Genomic DNA, 23,838 nt, shown 5'->3' with positions numbered 1-23,838 from the left:
GTCCCTGGCGCCCCGAAGAAATTTTCAGAGGTAGATGAAAACCCTTTAAAAACAACAGCAAGGCTACCTATTAAGAGGTAGTCGTAAAGGCTGGGCGTGGTTTGTCGGGCGCACGCCAGGGGAGGCTATGGACAGCATGGCAGGCTTATGGAGAGGCAGCATCGCTGGATGCTGCCTTTTTTTGGTGCGCGCTAGCTGGATTTGCGCGGGCTGGCTGGCAGCAGGCCATCGGCGCGGAACATCGCCTTGATGCCGCGGATCGCCTGGCGGGTGCGATCAAGGTTTTCGATCAGAGCAAAGCGTACGTGGTCATCGCCGTAGTCGCCGAAACCCAGGCCCGGCGAGACGCAGACCTTGGCCTCCAGCAGCAGCTTCTTGGCGAACTCCAGCGAGCCCATATGGGCATAGGGCTCGGGGATCTTGGCCCAGATATACATGGAGGCCTTGGGCTTCTCCACCATCCAGCCGGCTTCGTGCAGGCCCTTGACCAGCATGTTGCGGCGCTGCCGGTACTGCTCGGCGATATCGCGCACGCATTGCTGGTCGCCTTCCAGGGCGGCGATGGCTGCGACCTGCAGCGGGGTGAAGGTGCCATAGTCGTGGTAGCTCTTGATCCGCGCCAGGGCGCTGACCAGTTCAGGGTTGCCGACCATGAAGCCGATCCGCCAGCCGGCCATGTTGTAGCTCTTGGACAGGGTGAAGAACTCCACGGCGATGTCCTTGGCGCCCGGCACCTGCATGATCGACGGAGCTTTCCAGCTGTCGTAGACGATGTCGGCGTAGGCCAGGTCGTGGATCACCAGCACGTCATACTGCTTGGCCAGGGCTACCACGCGCTCGAAGAAGTCCAGCTCCACGCACTGCGCGGTGGGGTTGGAGGGGAAGCCGAGGATCATCATCTTCGGTTTCGGGATGGCTTCGCGGATGGCCCGCTCCAGCTCGGCGAAGAAGTCCACGCCCGGTACCAGCGGCACCGAGCGCACCTGAGCGCCGGCGATCACCGCGCCGTAGATGTGGATGGGATAGCTCGGGTTGGGTACCAGCACGGTGTCGCCGTGGTCCAGGGTGGCCAGCATCAGGTGCGCCAGGCCTTCCTTGGAGCCGATGGTGACGATGGCTTCGCTTTCCGGGTCGATCTCCACGTCATAGCGGTCCTTGTACCAGCGCGAGATGGCGCGGCGCAGGCGCGGGATGCCGCGGGAGGTGGAGTAGCCGTGGGTGTCTTCGCGCTGGGCGACCTGCACCAGCTTCTCGACGATATGCGGCGGGGTGGCGCCGTCTGGATTGCCCATGCTGAAGTCGATGATGTCCTCGCCACGGCGGCGGGCGGCCATCTTCAGTTCGGCGGTGATGTTGAAAACGTAGGGGGGCAGACGATCGATGCGCGCAAAGCGGCGCTTGGCATGTTCAGCCATGATTTCCTCAGCAGACGTAAGCGCCCGGAACCGTCCGAGCGACGTTGGCCAGTAGACTGGCCAGGTGGCGACAATACGATTGCCGCCACGCCTCTGGCAAGTGCTCGTCAGTGATTGATACGCTGGTGCAGCTGCTGGGAGAGTGCCGCCAGGCGCTGTCCGAGTTCGCTGAGTTCGCCCTGCGCGGCGAGCAGCTCGGCGCTGGCTTCGCGCTGGCGTTGGCTGGCGGCGCGCTGGCTGGCACTGTGTTCGCGCACTTCGACCAATTGGCTGTGCGCGTTATCCAGGGTCTGCCGTTGCTCGGCAATGGAGCTGGATATCTCGGCGCTGCGTGCGGCGTTATCGAGAATGGTGCTGCCTGCCTGGCCTACCTGGTTGACGCCGGTTGCGACAATCCCCTGCGAGGCTTCCAGCACGCCCTGCACCGTATCGGCTGTCTGGTTGCTGCGTTGCGACAGGTTGCGTACTTCATCGGCAACCACGGCAAAGCCTCGGCCATGTTCGCCGGCGCGTGCTGCTTCAATGGCGGCGTTAAGGGCCAGCAGATTGGTTTGCTGGGCGATGGCACTGATCATTTGCATGGCTTCGGCAATGCGCTGGTTGCTTTGCTCGATAGCCTGCATGCTCTGCTCGGCATCACCCATGCGTGCGGCGCACTGTTGCATTTGTGTGGTGCTTTGCTCGGTCTGCTGGTTGAGTTGCTGCATCTGTGTGGTGCTGTTGGCCAGCTGCTGCAGGACTTCGTGCACGGCAGCATCCAGTTGTTGCATGGCGTCGGCCTGGTGCTGTACGTCCTGGTCTATGCTCTGGCAGCGCTGGCGGATGCCGCCCAGGGTGTCCTGTAATTGCTGGGCCATGTGCAGCAGGCTGTTGGCGCCTTGGCGTACTTCTTCGACGAGACTGCCCAGTTGCTCCTGGTTACGACTGGCCTGGGCGGCGTTGCGTCGTGCCTCCTCCACACCTTCAGCTGCTTCGCCAAAGGCTTGCTGGCGTAAGCGTGCCGTGTACCACTGGGCGAGCCACAAGGTGAGGATCGGCAGGAGGAAGCCTGAGTAAATGTTGACGGCTGCGTCGCGTGGGCTTAGCTCGAAGACCGGTAGGTTGGCGCCACTGCGCTCCAGGCGAATTAGCCAGAATACGAACAGTGCTTGCAATAAACCCCAGACAGCTGCACTGCGTGGCCCTGCCATCAGGTAGGCGAAAACGATCATTACCGCCGGCCAGTACAGGTGTGCCGAATGCAGGCCGCCCAGCTGGTAGATGAGAATCATCGAGTAACTGGCCATGCAGGTCAGGGCCACGTTGGCTACGGCGGCTACCGGCAGCCAGGCACTGCGCAACAAAAACAGCATCAAGGGCATGCCCAGCACCAGCAGCAGCGAGCCATAAGCTAGGGCTTCATTACCCAGGCGCCCCCACTTGATGCAGCTGTAAAGGCCGATGACCAGGCTGCACAGGCCACTGAAGGCGAGTGTGCGAGCTTGCAGGATGCTGGCTTGGTCGGTCAGTTGTGACGGAATGAATCTGGCGAGAAGACCCTGTTGCATGAAGAAACTCCATTCATGTGCCTTGTGCAGTATCGGCATAGGGCAGGGGGGACTTGAGCGGCAGATGTGCCAAAACAGCGCACTTCGTGATTAACCATAAGCGAAATGCGCCGTAATGCCAGTGTGAGGTCTGACAGTGTGTTGTCCGGCAGGCCTTGTCGGTCTGGAAGGGATGACAAGGCCGGGTTGGATCAGTTGTGGAGTTGTTCGGCGGCGTGCAGGGTGTTTTCCAGCAGGCAGGCGCGGGTCATCGGACCTACACCGCCGGGGACCGGGGTGATCCAGGCGGCACGTTGCGCTGCGCTGGTGAAGTCAACATCGCCAACCAGCTTGCCATCGGCCTGGCGGTTGATGCCCACATCGATGACGATGGCGCCTTGCTTGATCCACTCGCCCTTGACCAGTCCCGGCTTACCCACCGCCACCACGACAATGTCGGCCTGGGCGACATGGCTGGCCAGGTCTTTGGTAAAGCGGTGGGTAACCGTGGTGGTGCAGCCGGCCAGCAGCAGTTCCAGGGCCATGGGGCGGCCAACGATATTGGAAGCGCCAACGATGACCGCATGCAGGCCGTGTAGGTCGGCACCGGTGCTGTGTAGCAGGGTCATGATGCCCTTGGGGGTGCAGGGGCGCAGCAAGGGCATGCGTTGTGCCAGGCGGCCAATATTGAAGGGATGAAAGCCGTCTACATCCTTGTCTGGGCGAATACGTTCCAACAGCTGCGAGGCGTCGAGGTGAGCAGGTAGAGGCAGTTGCACGAGAATGCCATCGATCTGCGTGTCGGCGTTGAGCTGGTCGATCAGTGCAAGCAGCTCCTCCTGCGTGGTGCTGGCAGGGAGGTCATGCGCCCGTGAAACGAAACCGACTTCTTCACAGTCCTTGCGCTTGTGCGCTACATAGACTTGCGAGGCAGGGTCGCTGCCGACCAGGATCACCGCCAGGCCGGGGGCGCGTAAACCTTGCTGGTGGCGCTCGGTGACTCGTTGGGCAATCTGCTGGCGCAGGCTGGCGGCAATGGCTTTGCCATCGATCAGTTGTGCGGTCATGAAGCTGCTTAACCATGCTGGGGCTAAAAAGGATGGCTATTCTCGCACGATGACCAGAACTGGCAAAGGCACTCGCCAGTTGCTGATGTTGTGTCAGCGGAAAGTGTGCTCGGAGCTGGCCAGGGTGCTGGACGAAAATTCTTGCGGCTACGTAACTGGCTGAAATTTTTATTTTTTCTTGTTGACGCTGAGCAGGCGGCTGAGTAACATGCGCCCCGCTTGTCGAGCACAGCCTGCGCTGGGTTAGATGGCACTCTGGACTGGTAACAGTTTGTAGAGCCAAAGCTTTGAGTCTGCGCTCAGCTAAGAATGCAGATTGATAAGCGCCCGTAGCTCAGCTGGATAGAGCATCCGCCTTCTAAGCGGATGGTCGCAGGTTCGAGTCCTGCCGGGTGCGCCATTGGCTCGCAGGGTAAGCAAAGCGGTAACGCAATATGGTGGGCGTAGCTCAGTTGGTAGAGCACAGGATTGTGGCTCCTGGTGTCGTGGGTTCGATTCCCATCGTCCACCCCATATTCGAGAAAACGCCAGGCTAAGCCTGGCGTTTTCGTTTCCGGCAAGACCACGCGGACGTGGTGAAATTGGTAGACACACCAGATTTAGGTTCTGGCGCCGCAAGGTGTGAGAGTTCGAGTCTCTCCGTCCGCACCATCTCTTCCTTTTATATAGTCAATTTCGGTTGTGGCGGCCTGCTTCATTGCGCGCGCGTGGGTGACTTCTTTTTCGCAAGTCTCTAGAATGCGTGCCCTTGATTCTGGGAGCCGGTGCGGCCGGCCTACGTTTGTGCAACGAGGGATATCCATGCAAGTTTCTGTTGAAAGCACCTCCGCTCTTGAGCGTCGTCTGACCATTGGCGTTCCGGCCGAGCGTATCGAGAGTGAAGTGACCAAGCGCCTGCAGCAAACTGCACGCCGTGCCAAAGTGCCTGGTTTCCGTCCCGGCAAGGTGCCGATGAGCGTTATTCGTCAGCGCTATGAGGACAGTGCTCGTCAGGAAGCGCTGGGCGATCTGATTCAAAGCAGCTTTTACGAAGCCATCGTCGCCGAGAAGCTGAATCCGGCCGGTGCGCCTTCCGTGGAGCCCAAGGTGTTCGAGAAAGGCAAAGACCTCGAGTACGTGGCTACGTTCGAGATCTATCCGGAAATTCAGGTGGCCGGTTTCGAGGGCATCACGGTCGAGCGCCCGCAGGCTGAAGTCAGCGAGGCGGATGTGGACAACATGCTGGACATTCTGCGCAAGCAGAATACGCGCTTTGAAGCCGTGGAGCGTGCTGCTGAGAATGGCGACCAGTTGAACATCGACTTCGTCGGCAAGATCGAGGGTGAGGCTTTTGCGGGTGGTTCGGCTAAGGGGACTGCCCTGGTGCTGGGTTCGGGTCGCATGATCCCGGGTTTTGAAGAGGCACTGGTGGGGGCCAAGGCCGGCGAAGAGCGCGTAATTACTCCGACCTTCCCTGAGGACTACCAGAATCTCGAACTGGCTGGCAAAACCGCCGAATTCACTGTGACGGTCAATGCTGTAGCTGCACCGGTTCTTCCGGAGCTCAACGAACAGTTCTTCGCACTGTTTGGTGCGAGCGAGGGTGGCCTGGAAGGCTTCCGCGCCGAAGTGCGCAAAAACATGGAGCGTGAGCTGCGCCAGGCTATCAAGTCGAAGGTCAAAAACCAGGTGATGGAAGGCCTGCTGGCTGCCAACCCGGTTGAACTGCCCAAGGCGCTGGTGGCCAATGAAGTGCAGCGTCTGCGTGTGCAGGCCGTGCAGCAGTTCGGTGGCAACATCAAGCCTGAACAGCTGCCTGCTGAGCTCTTCGAAGAGCAGGCCAAGCGTCGCGTCAGCTTGGGACTGATTATTGCTGAGGTGGTCAAGCAGGCTGAGCTGAAGCCCGATGATGCGCGCGTTCGCGAGTTGATCGAAGAAATGGCTTCGGCCTATCAAGAGCCGGAGCAGGTCGTGGCCTGGTACTACAAGAATGAGCAACAACTGGGTGAGGTTCGCTCGGTTGTGCTGGAAGAGCAAGTTGTAGATACTGTCCTGCAGAAGGCTAAGGTGACCGATAAGCCGGTTTCCTACGAAGAAGCAGTCAAGCCGGCCGCCGCACCTGGTGCTGCCGAGTAAGTACCTAGCTTCCTTCGAGTTGAACATAAGCCAGCGGATTCGCTGGCTTATGTGTCTTAGCGACATGAAAAACCATTAGGGAGCGATCGCCGGACATGTCCCGCAATTCTTATCTGCAGCAAATGCCCGAAATTCAAGCAGCCGGTGGCCTGGTGCCCATGGTGGTCGAGCAGTCTGCCCGTGGCGAGCGTGCCTACGATATCTATTCTCGCCTGCTCAAGGAGCGGGTGATTTTCCTGGTTGGTCAGGTAGAAGACTACATGGCCAATCTGGTGGTAGCTCAGTTGCTGTTCCTTGAGGCGGAGAATCCGGACAAGGATATTCACCTCTACATCAATTCACCGGGTGGCTCGGTTACCGCAGGCATGTCGATCTACGACACCATGCAGTTCATCAAGCCTGATGTCTCGACTATTTGTATCGGCCAAGCCTGCAGCATGGGTGCCTTGCTGCTGACGGCGGGTGCCGCTGGCAAGCGCTATTGTCTGCCCCATTCGCGGATGATGATTCACCAGCCATTGGGTGGTTTCCAGGGACAGGCCTCGGATATCGAGATTCATGCCCGGGAAATCCTGACCATCCGTGACCGCCTCAACAAGGTCCTGGCTGATCATACCGGGCAGCCGATTGATGTCATTGCTCGCGATACCGATCGCGACAACTTCATGAGTGGCGATGAGGCGGTCAAGTACGGCCTGATCGATCAGGTGCTGAGCAAGCGCCCGGTTATTGGCTGACAGGTCGTCAGGAAAATGATGCTACGGCGGCCAATGCCTGCCAGGTAGGGTTGAAAATACCCGGGCTAGCCGCCATCTTGTGTTTTAGGCCTATCGGATTGGATCAATCGAATGACTGATACCCGTAACGGAGAGGATAACGGCAAGCTGCTGTACTGCTCGTTCTGTGGCAAGAGCCAGCACGAAGTACGCAAGCTGATTGCCGGTCCTTCCGTGTTCATTTGCGACGAGTGCGTCGACCTGTGTAATGACATCATCCGCGAGGAGGTGCAGGAAGCTCAGGCTGACAGCCAGGCGCACAAGTTGCCCGCTCCGCGTGAGATCAGCGCCATCCTGGATCAGTATGTGATTGGTCAGGAGCGCGCCAAGAAGATTCTTTCGGTGGCGGTGTACAACCACTACAAGCGTCTCAACCAGCGTGACAAGAAAGATGAGGTCGAGCTGGGCAAGAGCAATATTCTGTTGATCGGTCCTACCGGCTCGGGCAAGACCTTGCTTGCCGAGACGCTGGCGCGTTTGCTCAACGTACCCTTTACCATTGCCGATGCCACTACGCTCACTGAAGCGGGTTATGTCGGTGAGGATGTCGAGAACATCATCCAGAAGCTCTTGCAAAAGTGCGACTACGATGTCGAGAAGGCCCAGATGGGCATTGTCTACATCGATGAAATCGACAAGATTTCGCGCAAGTCCGATAACCCCTCGATCACCCGTGATGTATCGGGTGAGGGTGTGCAGCAAGCTCTGCTCAAGCTGATTGAAGGTACGGTGGCTTCGGTGCCTCCGCAGGGTGGTCGCAAGCACCCGCAGCAGGAATTCCTGCAGGTGGATACGCGCAATATCCTGTTCATTTGTGGTGGGGCTTTTGCTGGTCTGGAGAAAGTCATCCAGGGGCGCTCTACCAAAGGTGGTATCGGTTTCAATGCCGAGGTGCGTAGCCCGGACAGTGGCAAGAAGGTCGGTGAGGCCCTGCGTGATGTGGAGCCGGATGATCTGGTCAAGTTTGGTCTGATCCCTGAGTTCGTTGGTCGTCTGCCGGTGATTGCCACCCTGGATGAACTGGACGAGGCGGCGCTGATGCAGATTCTCACCGAGCCGAAGAACGCGCTGACCAAGCAGTACGCTCGTCTGTTCGAACTGGAGGGCGTTGAGCTGGAGTTTCGTGCCGATGCGCTCAAGGCAGTTGCCCAGCGTGCGCTGGAGCGCAAGACCGGGGCACGTGGCCTGCGCTCGATTCTCGAGAATGTGTTGCTGGATACCATGTATGACATTCCCTCGCAGGAGGGTGTCAGCAAGGTTGTGGTTGATGAAAGCGTGATCCAGGGGGCTTCCAAGCCGCTGTTGATCTACGCCAGTAATGACCTGCCGGCCAAGGCCGCACCCGACGCGTAATGAAACAAAAGGGGCCTGTTGGCCCCTTAGTTTTATGGGCGCGCGGCTTGTTTTTTTCGCCAGCCATCCCCATCTTGGCTGCATAAGATCCTGTCTTTATCGACCTTCCGGTCGCCGCAGAGCTGAATATATGAATACAACCATCGAATTGCCCTTGCTGCCGTTGCGTGATGTCGTGGTTTATCCGCACATGGTCATTCCTCTGTTCGTCGGACGCGAGAAGTCCATCGAGGCGCTTGAAGCTGCGATGAATGGCGACAAGCAGGTCTTGCTGCTGGCACAGCGCAACCCGGCGGATGATGATCCGGCTGAGGAGGGGCTGTACCGTATGGGTACGGTGGCCACCATCCTGCAATTGCTCAAGCTGCCTGATGGCACGGTCAAGGTGTTGGTCGAAGGGGAGCAGCGTGGCGCCGTCGAACACTTCGATCTGTCCGGCAGCTATGGCCAGGCCTGCGTCAGCTTGCTGGAAGAGGCTGAACCGGCTGAGCGTGAGGCTGAGGTATTTGTACGCAGCCTGCTCGGGCAGTTCGAGCAGTATGTGCAGCTCAGCAAAAAGGTGCCTGCCGAAGTCTTGGCTTCGCTGAGTGCCATTGATGAGCCCGGACGCCTGGTGGACAGCATGGCGGCGCACGTGGCGCTTAAGATCGAGCAGAAACAAGGCATCCTGGAAAAGGTAGAGCTGTCCGAGCGTGTCGAGCATGTGCTGGCGTTGCTGGATGCTGAGCTGGATCTTCTGCAGGTAGAAAAGCGCATCCGTGGCCGGGTGAAGAAACAGATGGAGCGTAGCCAGCGCGAGTACTACCTGAATGAGCAGATGAAAGCCATTCAGAAGGAGCTGGGCGAGGACGAGGACGGTCATAACGAAATCGATGAGCTGAAAAAGCGCATCGAGGCGGCCGGCATGACGGTCGAAGCCAAGGCCAAGGCGACTGCTGAGTTGAACAAGTTACGCCAGATGTCACCGATGTCGGCAGAAGCGACCGTGGTGCGCTCCTACCTGGACTGGCTGATCAATGTGCCCTGGCAGGCGCACAGCAAGGTGCGTCTGGATCTGGCACGTGCCGAGGAAATCCTCGATGCTGATCACTTCGGTCTGGAGGAGGTCAAGGAGCGCATTCTCGAATACCTCGCTGTGCAGAAGCGGGTGAAGAAGCTCAAGGGGCCGGTGCTGTGCCTGGTCGGCCCGCCAGGTGTCGGCAAAACCTCGCTGGCCGAGTCCATTGCGCGTTCCACCAATCGCAAGTTCGTGCGCATGGCCCTGGGGGGGGTGCGTGATGAAGCAGAGATTCGTGGGCATCGACGTACCTACATCGGCTCAATGCCGGGACGCCTGATCCAGAAGCTGAGCAAGGTAGGGGTGCGCAACCCACTGTTCCTTCTGGATGAAATCGATAAGTTGGCCAGCGATATGCGTGGTGACCCTGCTTCGGCTTTGCTGGAAGTGCTCGATCCGGAGCAGAACCACAACTTCAACGATCACTACCTGGAAGTCGATTACGACCTTTCCGATGTGATGTTCTTGTGCACGGCCAACTCCATGAATATCCCGGCGCCCTTGCTGGATCGCATGGAAATCATTCGTTTGCCCGGGTATACCGAAGACGAAAAAGTCAGCATTGCCGTACGCTACCTGGTGCCCAAGCAGACCCAGGCCAATGGCCTGAAGAAAGGTGAGTTGGCCTTTAGTGAGGCCGCAGTGCGCAACATCATTCGTTACTACACCCGAGAAGCGGGCGTGCGTGGCCTTGAGCGGCAGATTGCCAAGGTGTGCCGCAAGGTGGTCAAGCAGCAGGCTGGCAATAAGCGCATCGCCTTGACCCTGCAGCCAGATGACCTGGAAAGCTACCTGGGGGTAGCCAAGTTTCGTTTTGGTCTGGCGGAGCAGGAAGATCAGGTAGGGCAGGTTACCGGCCTGGCCTGGACACAGGTTGGTGGCGAGCTGTTGACCATCGAGACCGTTGTGGTGCCGGGCAAGGGGCAGTTGATCAAAACCGGTTCGCTAGGAGATGTCATGGCTGAGTCCATGACGGCAGCGCTGACCGTGGTGCGCAGCAGGGCGCGGAGTCTGGGTATTGCTACAGACTTTTACGAGAAGCATGACGTGCATATTCACATGCCCGAGGGGGCAACGCCGAAGGACGGCCCGAGTGCCGGTATCGGTCTGTGTACGGCACTGGTCTCGGCGCTGACGAAGATTCCGGTGCGTGCCGACGTGGCAATGACGGGTGAAATCACCCTGCGTGGCCAGGTGCTGGCCATTGGTGGGCTCAAGGAAAAGCTCCTGGCCGCACATCGTGGTGGCATCAAGACAGTGATCATTCCGGAAGAGAACCTGCGCGATCTCAAGGACATTCCCGAGAACATTCGCCAGGACCTGCAGATCAAAGCGGTTAAATGGATTGACGAGGTCCTGCAGATTGCGTTGCAATACGCCCCGGAGCCCTTGCCCGATGCGGCTCCCGAGATGGTTGCAAAGGATGACAAGCGCGAGCCTGATTCCAAGGAGCGAATCAGCACGCATTAGCCGGGGGGCTTTGTTGACACTATTTCCGAGCCCTTGTTATAAAGCCGCTCACGCGTGTCAGCAGGCCAACCAGCGCCCGCTTTGCTCACACCAAAATCAAGAAACAATCCAATAGGAATTAAAGGGGACTTAGAGTGAACAAGTCGGAACTGATCGATGCCATCGCCGCATCTGCTGATATCCCGAAAGCTGTTGCTGGCCGTGCGCTGGATGCAGTAATCGAATCCGTCACTGATGCCCTGAAGGCTGGTGATTCCGTGGTACTGGTTGGCTTTGGCACCTTCGCCGTTAAAGAGCGCGCTGCGCGCACTGGCCGCAACCCGCAAACTGGCAAGCCGATCAACATCGCTGCTGCCAAGATTCCGGGTTTCAAAGCGGGTAAAGCACTGAAAGACGCCGTCAACTGATACGCGTCGCTCAGCCTTTGCCCTGTCAGCTGGCATGTTCCAGCTGACAGCGAAGCGGCAAGCTAGCTTGCCGAGGGGCGCGGAACCGAGTCCCATCCGCTTCGCAACTTGCTAGAAGGCGCATCCTAGGATGCGCCTTTGTTCTATTTAGAATCTACCCAAGCCGCACGACCAGCCGTTTATGGTCGTTCTGGGGGAGCCATGCTGCAGAATATTCGTGACAATTCACAAAGCTGGATTGCCAAGACCATTGTCGGCCTGATTGTTGTGCTGATGGCCTTTACCGGCTTTGAGGCGATCGTCAACTCGGGCAGTAATCGCAACAATGCCGCGTTGGTCAATGGTGCGGAAATCACCCTTGATCAACTGACTCAGGCAGCTGATATGCAGCGCCGTCAGTTGCAGCAGCAACTGGGCAAGGATTTTGATGCTTCGTTGCTGGATGACAAGCTGCTGCGTGAGTCGGCTCTTAAGGGGTTGATTGATCGGCAGTTGCTGTTGCAAGGCGCGGCGGATGCCGGTTTTGCATTCTCCGATGCGGCCATTGACCAGTTGATTTTGCTGACGCCTGAATTCCAGGTCGATGGGCAGTTCAATGCCGACCGCTTCGATCAGGTTATTCGCCAGATGGGTTTTGATCGCCTGCGTTTTCGTCAGATGCTGCGTGAGGAAATGCTCATTGGCCAGCTGCGCGCCGGCCTGGCAGGCAGTGCCTTTGTGACGGATGCGGAGATCAAGGCCTTTGCTCGTCTGGATCGTCAGACACGCGATTTTGCCTACCTGACGGTTGTCGCTGATCGTGCTGCGGTCAGCGTATCCGATGAGCAAGTCGAGTCGTTTTACAAAGAGCATGAAGCACGCTTCATGACGCCCGAGCAGGTGACGCTGGAGTATGTCGAACTGAAGAAGGATGCCTTCTTCGATCAGGTCGACGTCAATGAAGATGACTTGCAGGCGCTGTATCAGAAGGAGATTGCCAATCTGGCTGAGCAGCGTCAGGCCGCGCATATCCTTGTGGAAGTCAATGCAGAGCAGGACGAGGCCAAGGCTCGTACCAAGATCGAGCAGCTGGCTGAGCGGATTGCCAAGGGTGAAGACTTTGCAGCTCTGGCTCGTGACTTCTCCGCAGACACCGGCTCAGCTGCCGAAGGCGGGGATCTTGGTTTTGCGGGGCCGGGCGTTTATGACCCGGCCTTTGAAGAGGCCTTGTACGGGCTGCAGCTGCAAGAGGTCTCTGCGCCGGTACGTACGGAGTTCGGTTTTCACCTGATCAAGCTGCTGGGTGTGCAGGCGCCAGAGGTGCCGGCCTTTGCTGAGCTACGTGAAAAACTGGAGCGTGAGCTGAAAACCCAGCAGGTTGAGCAGCGCTTTGTCGAAGCGGTCAAGCAGTTGGAGGACTCGGCGTTTGAAGCCTCTGACCTGCATCAGCCTGCTCAGGAAATGGATCTGGCCGTGCTCAGCGTTGGTCCGTTCGGTCGTGAGGGGGGCGAAGGTCTGGCGGCTAACCGGCAGGTTGTTCAAGCGGCTTTCAGTGCTGAGTTGCTTGAGGACGGTGCCAACAGTTCAGCCATTGAGTTGGACCCCTCGACGGTTGTGGTGGTGCGTGTCAAGCAACACCTCAAGCCGCAACCGCAGGCCTTGGTCGACGTGCAGCTCGAGATTCGTCAGCAGCTGGAAGCCGAACAGGCTGCCAAGCAGGCCGAGGAACTGGCTGGTCAGCAGCTTGAAGCTCTGCGCAAGGGGTTTACATCGCAGGATCAGGCGCAGGCCTGGACGATTCTGGAAGCGGCTGGCCGTGCTCAGGAAGGGGTGGCCCCGGCTATCCTGCAGGCAGTATTCCGTATGCAGCGACCGCAGTCGCCCGAGCAGCCGGTATTTACGCAAGTGGCCTTGAGTAATGGTGACCAGGTGCTCGTGCGTCTGAATGGCGTCAACGACGACCAGGGTGAGTTGCAGCCGCAAGAGCTGGCCATGTACAGGCAATTCCTGGCTTCGCGTGTCGGTCAGGAAGACTTTGCGGCTTACCGTCGGCAGTTGCAGGCCAGCGCGGAAATCGAGCGTTTTTAAGTTGTACCTGTAGACAGCACAACGCCCCGCTTGCGGGGCGTTGTGCTGTCTGGCGTGTTGTTTCTTATCGCGGATCATTGCGTTGCTGAATAATTCTCCATCGCCGTATGGTGCGGGGGGTTCGTGAACTGATCCGTAATTGACAAACGTCGGCGTTTGCCTGAATGTGTGCGCACCCGAATCAAACGGGCGTATGAATTGAGCGTTTGTCCTATGGGCTTCGCCATTTCGCCTGATTATCGCGTCGGCGGGTGTGCCAGAGAAAAGAATGCAGCTATGCTCCCTCGGCTATGTCCGGGGATGCCTGCTGTAGGCTGGCGTCCGATGTGTAACTGTTCAGCTTCCATACCGTGGAGATCAGTTGATGATTTACGAAGGTAAAGCCATCACGGTTAAGGCTCTTGAGGGCGGCATCGTCGAATTGAATTTCGACCTCAAGGGTGAGTCCGTCAACAAATTCAACCGCCTTACCCTGAATGAGCTGCGTGCAGCAGTCGACGCCATCAAGGCCGACGCTTCGGTCAAGGGTGTGATCGTCAGCAGTGGCAAGGACGTGTTCATCGTCGGCGCCGACATCACCGAGTTCGTCGATAACTTCAAGCTGCCTGACGAAGAGCTGGTGGCCGGCAACCTCGAAGCCAACAAGATCTTCAACGATTTCGAAGACCTGCCGGTTCCGACCGTGGTCGCCATCAATGGCATCGCCCTGGGTGGCGGTTTTGAAATGTGCCTGGCTGCCGACTATCGCGTAGCGGCTGAGAGCGCCAAGGTAGGCCTGCCTGAAGTCAAGCTGGGCATCTACCCAGGCTTTGGCGGTACCGTACGTCTGCCGCGCGTGATCGGTAATGACAATGCCATCGAGTGGATCTGTGGTGGCAAGGAAAACAAGGCGGCTGAAGCCCTGAAAGTGGGTGCCGTGGATGCCGTGGTAGCTGCCGACAAGCTGCAGGCTGCTGCGCTGGATCTGGTCAAGCGCGCTATTTCCGGTGAGCTGGACTTCAAGGCCAAGCGTCAGCCGAAGCTGGAAAAGCTCAAGCTCAACAGCATTGAGCAGATGATGAGCTTCGAAACCGCCAAGGGCTTCGTGGCTGGCCAGGCCGGTCCGAACTACCCGGCTCCGGTTGAAGCGATCAAGACTATCCAGAAAGCCGCCGGCATGGGCCGTGACAAGGCACTGGAAGTTGAAGCCGCCGGCTTTGTCAAACTGGCCAAGACCTCGGTTGCGCAGAGCCTGATCGGTCTGTTCCTCAACGATCAGGAACTGAAGAAAAAAGCCAAGGGTTACGATGCCCAGGCGCGCGACGTGACGCTGGCTGCCGTACTGGGCGCCGGTATCATGGGTGGTGGTATCGCCTATCAGTCCGCTTCCAAAGGCACTCCGATCCTGATGAAGGATATCCGCGAAGAGGGTATCCAGATGGGTCTGAACGAAGCGTCCAAGCTGCTCGGCAACCGCGTTGCCAAGGGTCGCATGGCTCCGGCCAAGATGGCCGAAGCGCTGAACGCCATCCGTCCGACTATGTCCTACGGTGATTTCGGCAATGTCGACATCGTTGTCGAAGCCGTGGTCGAGAACCCGAAGGTCAAGCAGATCGTGCTGGCTGAAGTAGAAGGTGTGGTGCGTGAAGACGCCATCCTGGCCTCCAACACCTCGACCATCTCCATCAGCCTGCTGGCCCAGGCGCTCAAGCGTCCGGAAAACTTCGTCGGCATGCACTTCTTCAACCCCGTGCACATGATGCCGCTGGTTGAAGTTATCCGTGGCGAGAAGTCCAGCGAAGTGGCCGTGGCCACTACCGTTGCCTACGCCAAGAAGATGGGCAAGACCCCGGTTGTGGTCAACGACTGCCCGGGCTTCCTGGTCAACCGCGTGCTGTTCCCGTACTTCGGCGGTTTCGCCAAGCTGGTCAGCGCCGGCGTCGACTTCGTGCGCATCGACAAGGTCATGGAGAAGTTCGGCTGGCCGATGGGCCCGGCCTACCTGATGGACGTTGTTGGTATCGACACCGGCCACCATGGTCGTGACGTCATGGCTGACGGCTTCCCAGATCGTATGAAGGATGATCGCCGTTCGGCTGTCGATGCTCTCTATGAGGCCAACCGCCTGGGTCAGAAGAATGGCAAGGGCTTCTACGCCTACGAGACCGACAAGCGCGGCAAGCCGAAGAAAGTTATCGATGCCAGCGTTCAGGAAGTTCTCGCGCCGATCGTGTACGAGCAGCGTGAAGTGACCGACGAAGACATCATCAACTGGATGATGATTCCGCTGTGCCTGGAAACCGTTCGTTGCCTGGAAGACGGCATTGTCGAGACTGCAGCTGAGGCCGATATGGGCCTGATCTACGGTATCGGCTTCCCTCCCTTCCGTGGTGGTGCACTGCGCTACATCGATTCCATCGGTGTTGCCGAATTCGTCGCGCTGGCCGACAAGTATGCCGACCTGGGCGCGCTGTACACCCCGACCGCCAAGCTTCGTGAAATGGCCGCCAATGGCCAGAAGTTCTTCGGTTAATCGCGCAGCGAACAGAGCGAGAGTAGAAATATGAGCCTGAATCCGAGAGACGCAGTCATTGTCGACTTCGGCCGTACCCCGATGGGTCGTTCCAAAGGCGGCATGCACCGCAACACCCGCGCCGAGAACATGTCGGCGCATCTGATCAGCAAGCTGCTGGAGCGCAACAGCAAGGTCAACCCGGCGGAAGTCGAGGATGTGATCTGGGGTTGCGTCAACCAGACCCTGGAGCAGGGCTGGAACATCGCGCGCATGGCGTCGCTGATGACCCAGATCCCGCACAGCAGCGCTGGTCAGACCGTCAGCCGTCTGTGCGGCTCCTCGATGAGCGCCCTGCACACTGCCGTGCAGGCCATCCAGACCGGCAACGGTGACGTTTTCGTCATCGGCGGCGTGGAGCACATGGGCCACGTTGGCATGATGCACGGCGTTGATCCGAACCCGCACATGTCCCTGTATGCCGCCAAGGCATCGGGCATGATGGGCCTGACCGCGGAAATGCTCGGCAAGATGCATGGCATCAGCCGTGAAGCACAAGACGCGTTCGGTGAGCGTTCGCACCGTCTGGCACACAAGGCCACCGTCGAAGGCAAGTTCAAGGATGAAATCATCCCGATGCAAGGCTACGACGAGAATGGCTTCCTGAAGGTCTTCGACTTCGACGAAACCATTCGTCCGGAAACCACCGTGGAAAGCCTGGCCGCCCTGAAGCCGGCATTCAACCCGAAAGGCGGCACCGTGACTGCAGGTACTTCCTCGCAGATCACCGACGGTGCGTCCTGCATGATCGTCATGAGCGCCCAGCGCGCCAAGGATCTGGGCATCGAACCGATGGCTGTAGTACGTGCCATGGCGGTGGCCGGTGTTGATCCGGCGATCATGGGCTACGGCCCGGTGCCGTCGACTCAGAAAGCACTCAAGCGTGCCGGTCTGAGCATGGATGACATCAGCCATGTCGAGTTGAACGAAGCCTTCGCTGCCCAGGCTCTGCCGGTGCTGAAAGACCTCAAGCTGCTCGACAAGATGGAAGAGAAGGTCAACCTGCACGGCGGTGCCATCGCCCTGGGTCACCCGTTCGGCTGCTCCGGTGCGCGTATCTCCGGCACCCTGCTGAACGTGATGAAGCAGAACAACGGTACCTTTGGTGTTTCCACCATGTGCGTTGGCCTGGGTCAGGGCATCACCACGATCTTCGAACGCCTCAACTAAGCGCTCGTTGCGTGTCAAAAGAACCGGAGCCCTTGGGCTCCGGTTCTTTTTACAGCTGATTTATTCCGTCCAGTAAACCTTGTCGAGCAGCTCTTCGGGTAGCTGGAGTTGCCACCTGGCCAGGCCCGAACGGCTGAACAGGTACTGGCCATTTTCCGCAGCGCGTGGGGTCAGGCTGGATGGCTTGGCGCCTGCGAGAATCTCCAGGGCCAGGCTGGCAGCGGCTTCCCCCTGTACCTGGCCGAATTGCACCAGGCCGCCAATGGCCTTGTCCGGGCCGACGCTGAAGTCCCAGAAGGCAAAGGGGGGGATCGGGCTGTGCTGTGCTGTCCAGGCGAGTACCTGCTGGCCGTCCATGACCCTTTCGTGCTCATCGCGCAGGGTCTGGTAGAGACCGATGATCAGTGCGTCATAACCCTGTTGGCGCGCCTGAGAAACGCGTGCCTGCCAGTCATCGAACTGGCTGACCTGATGGATGTCGGCGCTGACCGCGCCGACCTGATAGTGGCGCCGGTCGGCAAAGCTTTCACGGATGGCCACTGCCGAAGTGATGTCGCTGTCGAACAACACCAGTACGCGGCGCAGTTCGGGCCCCACGATGCGTTGTAGTTCGACGATCGAGCGGCGGAACAGTGGGCGTTCCAGAACGCCGGTGACCAGCGGCAGTTGCTGTAGGCCGAGCAGGCGAGGGTTGTCGTTCAGGCCGAGAAATACTGTCGGGGTGCCATGCTCGTTGAGACGTTTGGCGAGCAGGCGAATGGCTGCATCATCCGCGAGGATCACCAGGCGTGGCTTGCTCTGTAGAAAAAATTGCCAGGCGGCTTCGGCGCGTGCGGCATGCTCTTCCACGGGCAAGCGCTTGGTATCCATGGCAAAGCGCAGCAGGCGGTGCTGTTCGCCGAGCTTGCTGTGCAGGCCATGGATATAGCTTTGATCCCAGGGGTAGCCGTCGTGGTAGCTCTGGATCAGCAGTAGGTCGTCAGCTTGCGTCGTTAGTGCCGGTAGGAGTAGCGCAGCGAGTAACAGTCGAGTGAAGCGCATGGCGTCTTCCTTGCCGGTGCAGTGGCTACATCATAGCGTGTCAGTGCGGTTCAGGCCGACTGCCGCTGTGATCGGCGATATTCACCTGGGGTTGTGCTGCTCCAGCGCTTGAAAGCCCGCTGGAAGGCTGCGGCCGAGGTAAAGCCGAGCAGATAGGCAATCTCGCCAAAGGCCAGTTCAGTGTCGCGGATATAGGTCATGGCCAGGTCGCGGCGCGTATCGTTAAGCAGTTGACGAAACTGAGTGCCTTCCTCGGTCAGACGGCGGCGCAAGGTCCAGGCCGGTATCTGCAGGCGTCGCGCAATGTCTGCAAGGGTCGGTTCGTGCCCCTGTAGCAATGGGCCGAGCAGTTGGCCAACGCGTTCGCTCAGGTTGCGTGTGCGGGTGCGTTGCTGCAAGGCTTCTTCGCAGAGTTGCAGAAGGTGCTGCCAGGTGCTCGGGCAGTGTTGCGGGTTGCGCAGCGCCAGACTGGTCTGGCTCAGGCGCAAGCGATTGGCCTTGGCACTGAACTCTACCGGGCACTGAAACAGGGGCGAATAGCGTTCGCTGTAGTCTGGTGCAGTGAATTCGATTTCGACACGTTCGATAGGCAAGCACCGGCCCGGCGGCTGGGCGCACAGCTGGCTCAGTTGGCAGGCCCAGCTGGCCAGTACCGAATCGACCACAAAGCGGTTATAGCTGTTGTAGGGGCTGATCGAGTAGAAGCACAGCCAGGCGCCACCGCTGTCTTCGAGAAAGCTCGATTGCCCTCGGTAGTTGTGGGCATACAAAGGTTCGAAACGAGTCAGCACCCGTGCGGCTTCGCGCACGTTGGGGGCCTGTGCGGCGGTTATGCCGGCCAGGCCTGCCTGACTGAAATGGCTGAGTTCGCCCATCAGCAGGCCCAGTGCCGGGTTGCTGGTGAGGCTGATGGCGGCATGTCCCAGGTGCATGAAGCGCGGGATGGACAAGCGTGCCTGTGCCTCGCTGAGGCGTGCGGGATCGAGGCCAAACTGGGCGAGCAGCTGGCTACCGGATTGCCCGCAGTGTTCGACGGCTTGCGCCAGGCTTTGGGTAAAGGCCACCGACAGGTCGCCGAGGCGAATGCGCGGTCGGTTCATGGCTGGAGTGGGTGCGCCTGTAGTTGGCTGACCGCTGGGCGGCTGTTGCTGTGCTGGCTGCCGGGTAGGGGCCAGGGCAGGCTGGCCTGCTCCAGGGAAATGGCTGCTGTATGGCCAAGCTGGCGAAGCATCTGCGCCTGCAATTGACCGGGAGGTGTATGGGCGTCCCAGGGCTGTTGCTGCGGTGGTAGCAAGAGAGTGCCATCGGCAGCGCAGGCCAGGCCGACTTGCTGCCAGGCACCGCGGCCATCTGTATGCAGGCGTCCGTCGCGGTATTCGGCGGCGGGCAACAGCAGGCTGCCGGCCAGCAGCGAAACCTGGAACTCGCTGGCCAGCTGGCGACACAGCCACAGATAATCGTCTGCCAGGCGTTGTGCCTTGTGGCGTATCAGTTGCTGGGGCAGCTGTTCGCCCTGCAGTTTGCCTTGCAGCCACAGCAAAGGATGGCTTAGACCGAGCAGGGGCAGCGCCTCGCTGAGTTGCTGTGCCGCATACAGCTGGGGTTTCTCCTCCTGCAGAAACAGCCAGCTGGCAATGTGCTCGGGCAAGACCAGCAGGTTGTCGGAGGACATCAGCTGAGCTTCCTGAGCCTGGCGCAACAGTCCCGCCAGTTTGCCATGCAGGGTGGCGAGATCGCGGTAGTCACTGCTGTAGAGACGTGGCTGCAAATCCAGCAGAAAGGGCGCCGGCTGCGCGCTGGTCAGTATATGTAGACGCAGGTCACTGAGCTGGTAGCTGGCTGTACGTTGTTGTGTCCAGTATGCGTAGCCCAAGATGGCGAAGGCCAAGAGCAGGAGGGCAAGCCAGAGAGCAAATCGGCGCATGGGGTGGTTGCAACGGAATGTGATGGCTCAGGGTAGGAGAAGTGTCTGGTAAAGCCAAGAGCTGCGTGTCTCTTAAGATCATTAACTTGTTATTTTTGGTCATTGAGGCTGTCAGGAAGGCTGATTATCGTCTATGCCATAACCGACTGTAGCGCCGCGACGCTGCAGCTATCCCGTGTAACGCCGTTCGCCTGCTGTGGAGACTTTCATGACTGCTGCATATTTCCCGAACCTGCTGGCTCCGTTGGACCTGGGCTTCACCACCTTGAAGAACCGTACCCTGATGGGGTCGATGCACACGGGTCTGGAAGAAAAGCCGGGCGGCTTCGAACGCATGGCAGCCTATTTTGCTGAGCGCGCCCGTGGCGGCGTTGGCCTGATGGTGACCGGCGGCATTGGCCCGAACGAAGAGGGGGGGGTGTATTCCGGGGCGGCCAAGCTGACGACCCTTGAAGAGGCCGAGAAGCACAAGATTGTGACCCGCGCCGTGCATGAGGCGGATGGCAAGATCTGCATGCAGATCCTGCATGCCGGACGTTATGCCTACAGCCCCAAGTCGGTGGCGCCGAGCGCCATCCAGGCGCCGATCAATCCCTTCAAACCGCGTGAGCTCGATGAAGAAGGCATCGAGAAGCAGATCGCCGACTTCGTCAATTGCGCCAAGCTGGCGCAGGTGGCCGAGTACGATGGCGTGGAGATCATGGGTTCGGAAGGCTACTTCATCAACCAGTTCCTCGCGGCGCACACCAACCAGCGCACTGATCGCTGGGGTGGCAGCTACGAGAACCGTATGCGCCTGCCGGTAGAAATCGTCCGTCGCGTGCGCGAGGCGGTCGGCCCGAACTTCATCATTATTTATCGCCTGTCGATGCTCGATCTGGTCGAGGGTGGCAGCAACTGGGACGAGATTGTCACGTTGGCCAAGGCCATCGAGAAGGCCGGCGCCACCATCATCAACACCGGTATCGGTTGGCACGAGGCACGCATCCCGACCATCGCTACCAAGGTGCCGCGTGCCGCTTTCACCAAGGTGACCGCCAAGCTGAAGGGTCAGGTCAATATCCCGCTGTGCACCACCAACCGCATCAATACCCCGGAAGTTGCCGAGCAGGTGTTGGCCGAAGGCGATGCGGATATGGTGTCGATGGCGCGCCCCTTCCTGGCCGACCCCGAGTTCGTCAACAAGGCTGCTGCAGGGCGCAGCCAGGACATCAACACCTGTATCGGCTGTAACCAGGCCTGTCTGGACCATACCTTCGGTGGCAAGTTGACCAGCTGTCTGGTCAACCCGCGTGCCTGCCATGAGACCGAGCTGAACTATATCCCCACCACTCAGGTGAAGAAGATTGCCGTAGTCGGTGCCGGTCCTGCGGGTTTGTCGGCGGCTACCGTAGCGGCAGAGCGCGGACACAACGTGACCCTGTTCGACGCCGCCAGCGAAGTGGGTGGACAGTTCAATGTGGCCAAGCGGATTCCTGGCAAGGAAGAGTTCTACGAAACCCTGCGCTACTTTGCCAACAAGTTGCAGCAGACCGGCGTTGACGTGCGCCTCAATACCCGGGTGACGGCTGAGCAGTTGATTGCCGGCGGCTACGACGAAGTGATCCTGGCCACCGGTATCGTGCCGCGCACTCCGGCTATTCCAGGTATCGAGCATGCCAAGGTGATCAGTTACCTCGATGCGATTCTCGAGCGCAAGCCGGTAGGTCAGAAGGTGGCGGTGATCGGTGCCGGTGGTATCGGTTTTGACGTGTCCGAGCTGATCACCCATCAAGGCGAATCGAGCAGCCTGGATCGTGAGGCCTTCTGGAAGGAATGGGGCATCGATCTGGGTCTCAATGCGCGCGGTGGTATCGCCGGGGTCAAGCCGCAGCCGCATGCCGCTGCGCGTGAGGTCTACCTGTTGCAGCGCAAGAAAACCAAGGTGGGTGATGGCCTGGGCAAGACCACCGGGTGGATTCACCGCGCCGGGCTGAAGAGCAAGAATGTGCAGATGCTCAATAGTGTCGAGTACGTGAAGATCGATGATGCCGGCCTGCACATCAGCGTAGCCGGTGGCGGGCCGCAGGTGCTGCCGGTAGATACCATCATCATCTGTGCCGGTCAGGAACCGCAACGTGAGCTGCAGGAGGCTCTGCAGGCTGCCGGTGTCAACGTGCACCTGGCGGGTGGCGCGGATGTGGCCAGCGAGCTGGATGCCAAGCGTGCCATCAACCAGGGCTCGCGCCTGGCGGCCAGCCTGTGACCTGCAGGCCAGCCTGCCGCGTGGTGGGCTGGCCTGACCCGCATCACAGTTTTTCCTGTCGACCTGTTGGCCAGGCACTCCGCTCCGGAGGCCTGCCAACCGGGTCACATTGCCCGCGTTGGCAATTCCCCTAGACTCGCTGAAAAAGCGTCAAGGCACCGAGGGCGAGCCGGGTTGGCGAACCTGCGCTGAACCTTAGTAGCGACGCACTTGCCTGTTGCACTATGGCTGACCGTTGTTGTCCGAGCGGATGGACGGTCGAGTCTGGAGATGATCATGAGCGTGCAAAGCAAACCGCAGATGGTTGAGGCCGTGCTGTTCTTCAACGAGCGCGGCATTTGCAAGGAGATGTTTTATCCCGAGTTTGAGGCCATGCTCGATGGCGTGGTGAACTTTGCCGAGTTTGCTGACCGGCAGATGCGGGCGGCCTATGTGTTGATCAATCCGCGGCTGTTGATTCGCTCGCTGGTGCTGTTCTACCTGGACTTCGACGAGCAGGGGAGAGCCGATACCGGCTGGAACATCCCGCTGCGTCATCTGGCGGAGAAGGCCGGCCGTGGCCCGGATTTGGGGGCAGGGCCGATTCGTCTGGCCTGCCGCAGCCAGTGCCCGGTGTCCTGGCACCAGATGCACCTCTGGGATCCCAGCCTGGCACCCACCCAGAATGATCTGGTACTGCTGCGCGATGCCGTGAAACGCAACAACCTCGGTGTGCTGGTCGAGGAAGACAGTGCGCCGGTTGAACTGGGCCGTCTGCAGGTGGCCTCGGAGGATCGCTGGTATGCCAAGCCGGACGCCGAGCGCGAGGAGGCCGCGCGCTTGGCCGAGCAGTTGGAGCAGGAGCATCGCCAGAAAACCGCCCAGTTGATCAAGCAGCAGCGACTGCGCATCACCAGCCTGATCGCCCAGCATGAGGAAGAGCTGGCCAAGGCACGGCTGGCTGCTGAGCAGCAGCTGGCACCGTTGCAGGAGCAGTTGTTGCAGTTCCAGCAACAACTTAAACAGCAGCAGGCACTCAATCAGAGCCTCAAACAGCAGATTCAGGCGCAGAGTGACAGTTTTGCCCAAGCGCGCCAGGAGATGCAGGAGCAACTGCGCAGCATCGAACACAGCGGTCAAACGGAAAACGATAGCCTGCGCAGCCAGTACGAGGCCGAGCTGCAGGCCAAGGTGCGTGCGGCCGTGGTCGAGTACAAGGAGCAGATTGCCATTCGCGACATGGAGCTGGCCTATCGCCATGAACAGGATGCTCAGGCGCAGGCGGAAATCCAGCGTCTGCGCCAGCAGTGCGAGCACTTGGCCAGCCAGGGCGGCGAGCAGATACTTGAGCGTCTGTCGCGACTAGGCGTGGTGTTCGTCGCCTATCATCCGGGCGCGGGGCACCTGACCATCCCTCTGCAAGACATGGCGCGCTATCAGGACAACCCGGTAGGCTACGCAGCCAGTAAGTGTTTTGTGGCCGAAGGGCAGTATCGCAAGTGGTTGGCGCACTATCAGGAGCCGACGTGCGAGGCCAGTCTGGCCAATGGCGAGCGGTGTGCGATGCCCCTGGATCGGGTCGACACGCCTAGCCGTTTTGTCGATGGGGATAGCAATTGCTGCTCACGCCACAAGGTTGCCTCTCGGGTAAAAAGCCAGGCCTGAACCTGCTGCG

At 59.5% G+C, this 23,838-nt stretch carries 16 protein-coding genes and 3 tRNA genes; 13 read left to right on the top strand and 6 right to left on the bottom strand.

The features are described from left to right. Positions 1–191: 191 nt before the first annotated feature. From alaC to folD, 3 genes are all read right to left on the bottom strand, one after another. Positions 192–1,415: an alanine transaminase gene (gene alaC / locus CW360_RS03645; RefSeq protein WP_170307350.1), complete on the bottom strand. Its 1,224-nt coding sequence runs from the start codon at positions 1,413–1,415 to the stop codon at positions 192–194. 107 nt (positions 1,416–1,522) lie between these two features. Beyond that, a complete protein-coding gene (locus CW360_RS17240; RefSeq protein ID WP_374288334.1) occupies positions 1,523–2,059 on the bottom strand; it encodes a methyl-accepting chemotaxis protein in 537 nt (178 codons plus the stop codon). Positions 2,060–3,153: 1,094 nt separating this feature from the next. Beyond that, positions 3,154–4,008, bottom strand: a complete 855-nt coding sequence (gene folD / locus CW360_RS03635) for a bifunctional methylenetetrahydrofolate dehydrogenase/methenyltetrahydrofolate cyclohydrolase FolD (protein ID WP_093985382.1) — start codon at positions 4,006–4,008, stop codon at positions 3,154–3,156. A 323-nt stretch (positions 4,009–4,331) separates the two neighbouring features. Here folD and CW360_RS03630 point away from each other — a divergent pair. The 11 genes from CW360_RS03630 (at position 4,332) to fadA (ending at position 16,974) form a co-directional block, all read left to right on the top strand. Next, positions 4,332–4,408: transfer RNA gene (locus CW360_RS03630), tRNA-Arg, on the top strand. A gap of 37 nt (positions 4,409–4,445) precedes the next feature. After that, positions 4,446–4,521: transfer RNA gene (locus CW360_RS03625), tRNA-His, on the top strand. A 53-nt stretch (positions 4,522–4,574) separates the two neighbouring features. Beyond that, a tRNA-Leu gene (locus tag CW360_RS03620) sits at positions 4,575–4,659 on the top strand. A gap of 150 nt (positions 4,660–4,809) precedes the next feature. Beyond that, on the top strand, positions 4,810–6,123 hold the full coding sequence (tig, locus tag CW360_RS03615) for a trigger factor (protein ID WP_101192774.1): 1,314 nt from the start codon (positions 4,810–4,812) through the stop codon (positions 6,121–6,123). Positions 6,124–6,218: 95 nt separating this feature from the next. After that, entirely contained in the window at positions 6,219–6,860 is a 642-nt protein-coding gene (gene clpP, locus CW360_RS03610; protein ID WP_093985384.1) for an ATP-dependent Clp endopeptidase proteolytic subunit ClpP, read from the top strand. A 111-nt stretch (positions 6,861–6,971) separates the two neighbouring features. Next, positions 6,972–8,252 carry an ATP-dependent Clp protease ATP-binding subunit ClpX gene (gene clpX / locus CW360_RS03605; RefSeq protein ID WP_093985385.1) on the top strand — a complete coding sequence of 427 codons (1,281 nt, stop codon included), beginning with the start codon at positions 6,972–6,974 and terminating at the stop codon, positions 8,250–8,252. A 130-nt stretch (positions 8,253–8,382) separates the two neighbouring features. After that, a complete protein-coding gene (gene lon / locus CW360_RS03600) occupies positions 8,383–10,779 on the top strand; it encodes an endopeptidase La (protein WP_101192773.1) in 2,397 nt (798 codons plus the stop codon). 134 nt (positions 10,780–10,913) lie between these two features. Further along, positions 10,914–11,186, top strand: coding sequence for a nucleoid-associated protein HU-beta (hupB, locus tag CW360_RS03595; protein WP_093985387.1), 273 nt, complete (start codon positions 10,914–10,916; stop codon positions 11,184–11,186). Between the two features lie 201 nt (positions 11,187–11,387). After that, on the top strand, positions 11,388–13,253 hold the full coding sequence (locus CW360_RS03590) for a SurA N-terminal domain-containing protein (RefSeq protein ID WP_093985388.1): 1,866 nt from the start codon (positions 11,388–11,390) through the stop codon (positions 13,251–13,253). A gap of 364 nt (positions 13,254–13,617) precedes the next feature. Then, a complete protein-coding gene (gene fadB, locus CW360_RS03580; RefSeq protein WP_101192771.1) occupies positions 13,618–15,765 on the top strand; it encodes a fatty acid oxidation complex subunit alpha FadB in 2,148 nt (715 codons plus the stop codon). A gap of 30 nt (positions 15,766–15,795) precedes the next feature. Continuing rightward, positions 15,796–16,974, top strand: coding sequence for an acetyl-CoA C-acyltransferase FadA (gene fadA, locus CW360_RS03575; protein ID WP_093985390.1), 1,179 nt, complete (start codon positions 15,796–15,798; stop codon positions 16,972–16,974). A gap of 60 nt (positions 16,975–17,034) precedes the next feature. Here fadA and CW360_RS03570 read toward each other — a convergent pair whose 3' ends face one another. From CW360_RS03570 to CW360_RS03560, 3 genes are read right to left on the bottom strand one after another with little or no spacing between them, the layout of a single operon-like run. Beyond that, positions 17,035–18,015, bottom strand: a complete 981-nt coding sequence (locus CW360_RS03570) for an ABC transporter substrate-binding protein (RefSeq protein WP_101192770.1) — start codon at positions 18,013–18,015, stop codon at positions 17,035–17,037. Between the two features lie 50 nt (positions 18,016–18,065). Next, positions 18,066–19,115: an AraC family transcriptional regulator gene (locus CW360_RS03565; RefSeq protein ID WP_101192769.1), complete on the bottom strand. Its 1,050-nt coding sequence runs from the start codon at positions 19,113–19,115 to the stop codon at positions 18,066–18,068. Next, positions 19,112–19,939, bottom strand: coding sequence for a carbon-nitrogen hydrolase family protein (locus CW360_RS03560; protein ID WP_101192768.1), 828 nt, complete (start codon positions 19,937–19,939; stop codon positions 19,112–19,114). The genes CW360_RS03565 and CW360_RS03560 overlap by 4 nt, the downstream gene beginning before the upstream one ends. 208 nt (positions 19,940–20,147) lie before the next feature. Between CW360_RS03560 and CW360_RS03555 the strand changes: the two genes are divergently transcribed. Further along, a complete protein-coding gene (locus tag CW360_RS03555; RefSeq protein WP_101192767.1) occupies positions 20,148–22,184 on the top strand; it encodes an NADPH-dependent 2,4-dienoyl-CoA reductase in 2,037 nt (678 codons plus the stop codon). Positions 22,185–22,460: 276 nt separating this feature from the next. Continuing rightward, positions 22,461–23,828 carry a chromosome partitioning protein ParA gene (locus CW360_RS03550; protein ID WP_101192766.1) on the top strand — a complete coding sequence of 456 codons (1,368 nt, stop codon included), beginning with the start codon at positions 22,461–22,463 and terminating at the stop codon, positions 23,826–23,828. The last annotated feature ends 10 nt before the right edge of the window (positions 23,829–23,838 follow it).

Source organism: Pseudomonas fluvialis (genome assembly GCF_002835605.1).
GTDB lineage: Bacteria > Pseudomonadota > Gammaproteobacteria > Pseudomonadales > Pseudomonadaceae > Aquipseudomonas > Aquipseudomonas fluvialis.
This window is presented reverse-complemented; position numbering and strand designations above follow the sequence as displayed.

What these genes read in the sequence shown, in the direction of transcription:
- fadA (WP_093985390.1), top strand. Translation starts at nt 15,796, where the DNA reads ATGAGCCTGAATCCGAGAGACGCAGTCATTGTCGACTTCGGCCGTACC.
- CW360_RS03590 (WP_093985388.1), top strand. Translation starts at nt 11,388, where the DNA reads ATGCTGCAGAATATTCGTGACAATTCACAAAGCTGGATTGCCAAGACC.
- alaC (WP_170307350.1), bottom strand. Translation starts at nt 1,415, where the DNA reads ATGGCTGAACATGCCAAGCGCCGCTTTGCGCGCATCGATCGTCTGCCC.
- fadB (WP_101192771.1), top strand. Translation starts at nt 13,618, where the DNA reads ATGATTTACGAAGGTAAAGCCATCACGGTTAAGGCTCTTGAGGGCGGC.
- folD (WP_093985382.1), bottom strand. Translation starts at nt 4,008, where the DNA reads ATGACCGCACAACTGATCGATGGCAAAGCCATTGCCGCCAGCCTGCGC.
- CW360_RS17240 (WP_374288334.1), bottom strand. Translation starts at nt 2,059, where the DNA reads ATGGGTGATGCCGAGCAGAGCATGCAGGCTATCGAGCAAAGCAACCAG.
- lon (WP_101192773.1), top strand. Translation starts at nt 8,383, where the DNA reads ATGAATACAACCATCGAATTGCCCTTGCTGCCGTTGCGTGATGTCGTG.
- CW360_RS03565 (WP_101192769.1), bottom strand. Translation starts at nt 19,115, where the DNA reads ATGAACCGACCGCGCATTCGCCTCGGCGACCTGTCGGTGGCCTTTACC.
- clpP (WP_093985384.1), top strand. Translation starts at nt 6,219, where the DNA reads ATGTCCCGCAATTCTTATCTGCAGCAAATGCCCGAAATTCAAGCAGCC.
- clpX (WP_093985385.1), top strand. Translation starts at nt 6,972, where the DNA reads ATGACTGATACCCGTAACGGAGAGGATAACGGCAAGCTGCTGTACTGC.
- tig (WP_101192774.1), top strand. Translation starts at nt 4,810, where the DNA reads ATGCAAGTTTCTGTTGAAAGCACCTCCGCTCTTGAGCGTCGTCTGACC.
- CW360_RS03560 (WP_101192768.1), bottom strand. Translation starts at nt 19,939, where the DNA reads ATGCGCCGATTTGCTCTCTGGCTTGCCCTCCTGCTCTTGGCCTTCGCC.
- CW360_RS03570 (WP_101192770.1), bottom strand. Translation starts at nt 18,015, where the DNA reads ATGCGCTTCACTCGACTGTTACTCGCTGCGCTACTCCTACCGGCACTA.
- CW360_RS03550 (WP_101192766.1), top strand. Translation starts at nt 22,461, where the DNA reads ATGAGCGTGCAAAGCAAACCGCAGATGGTTGAGGCCGTGCTGTTCTTC.
- CW360_RS03555 (WP_101192767.1), top strand. Translation starts at nt 20,148, where the DNA reads ATGACTGCTGCATATTTCCCGAACCTGCTGGCTCCGTTGGACCTGGGC.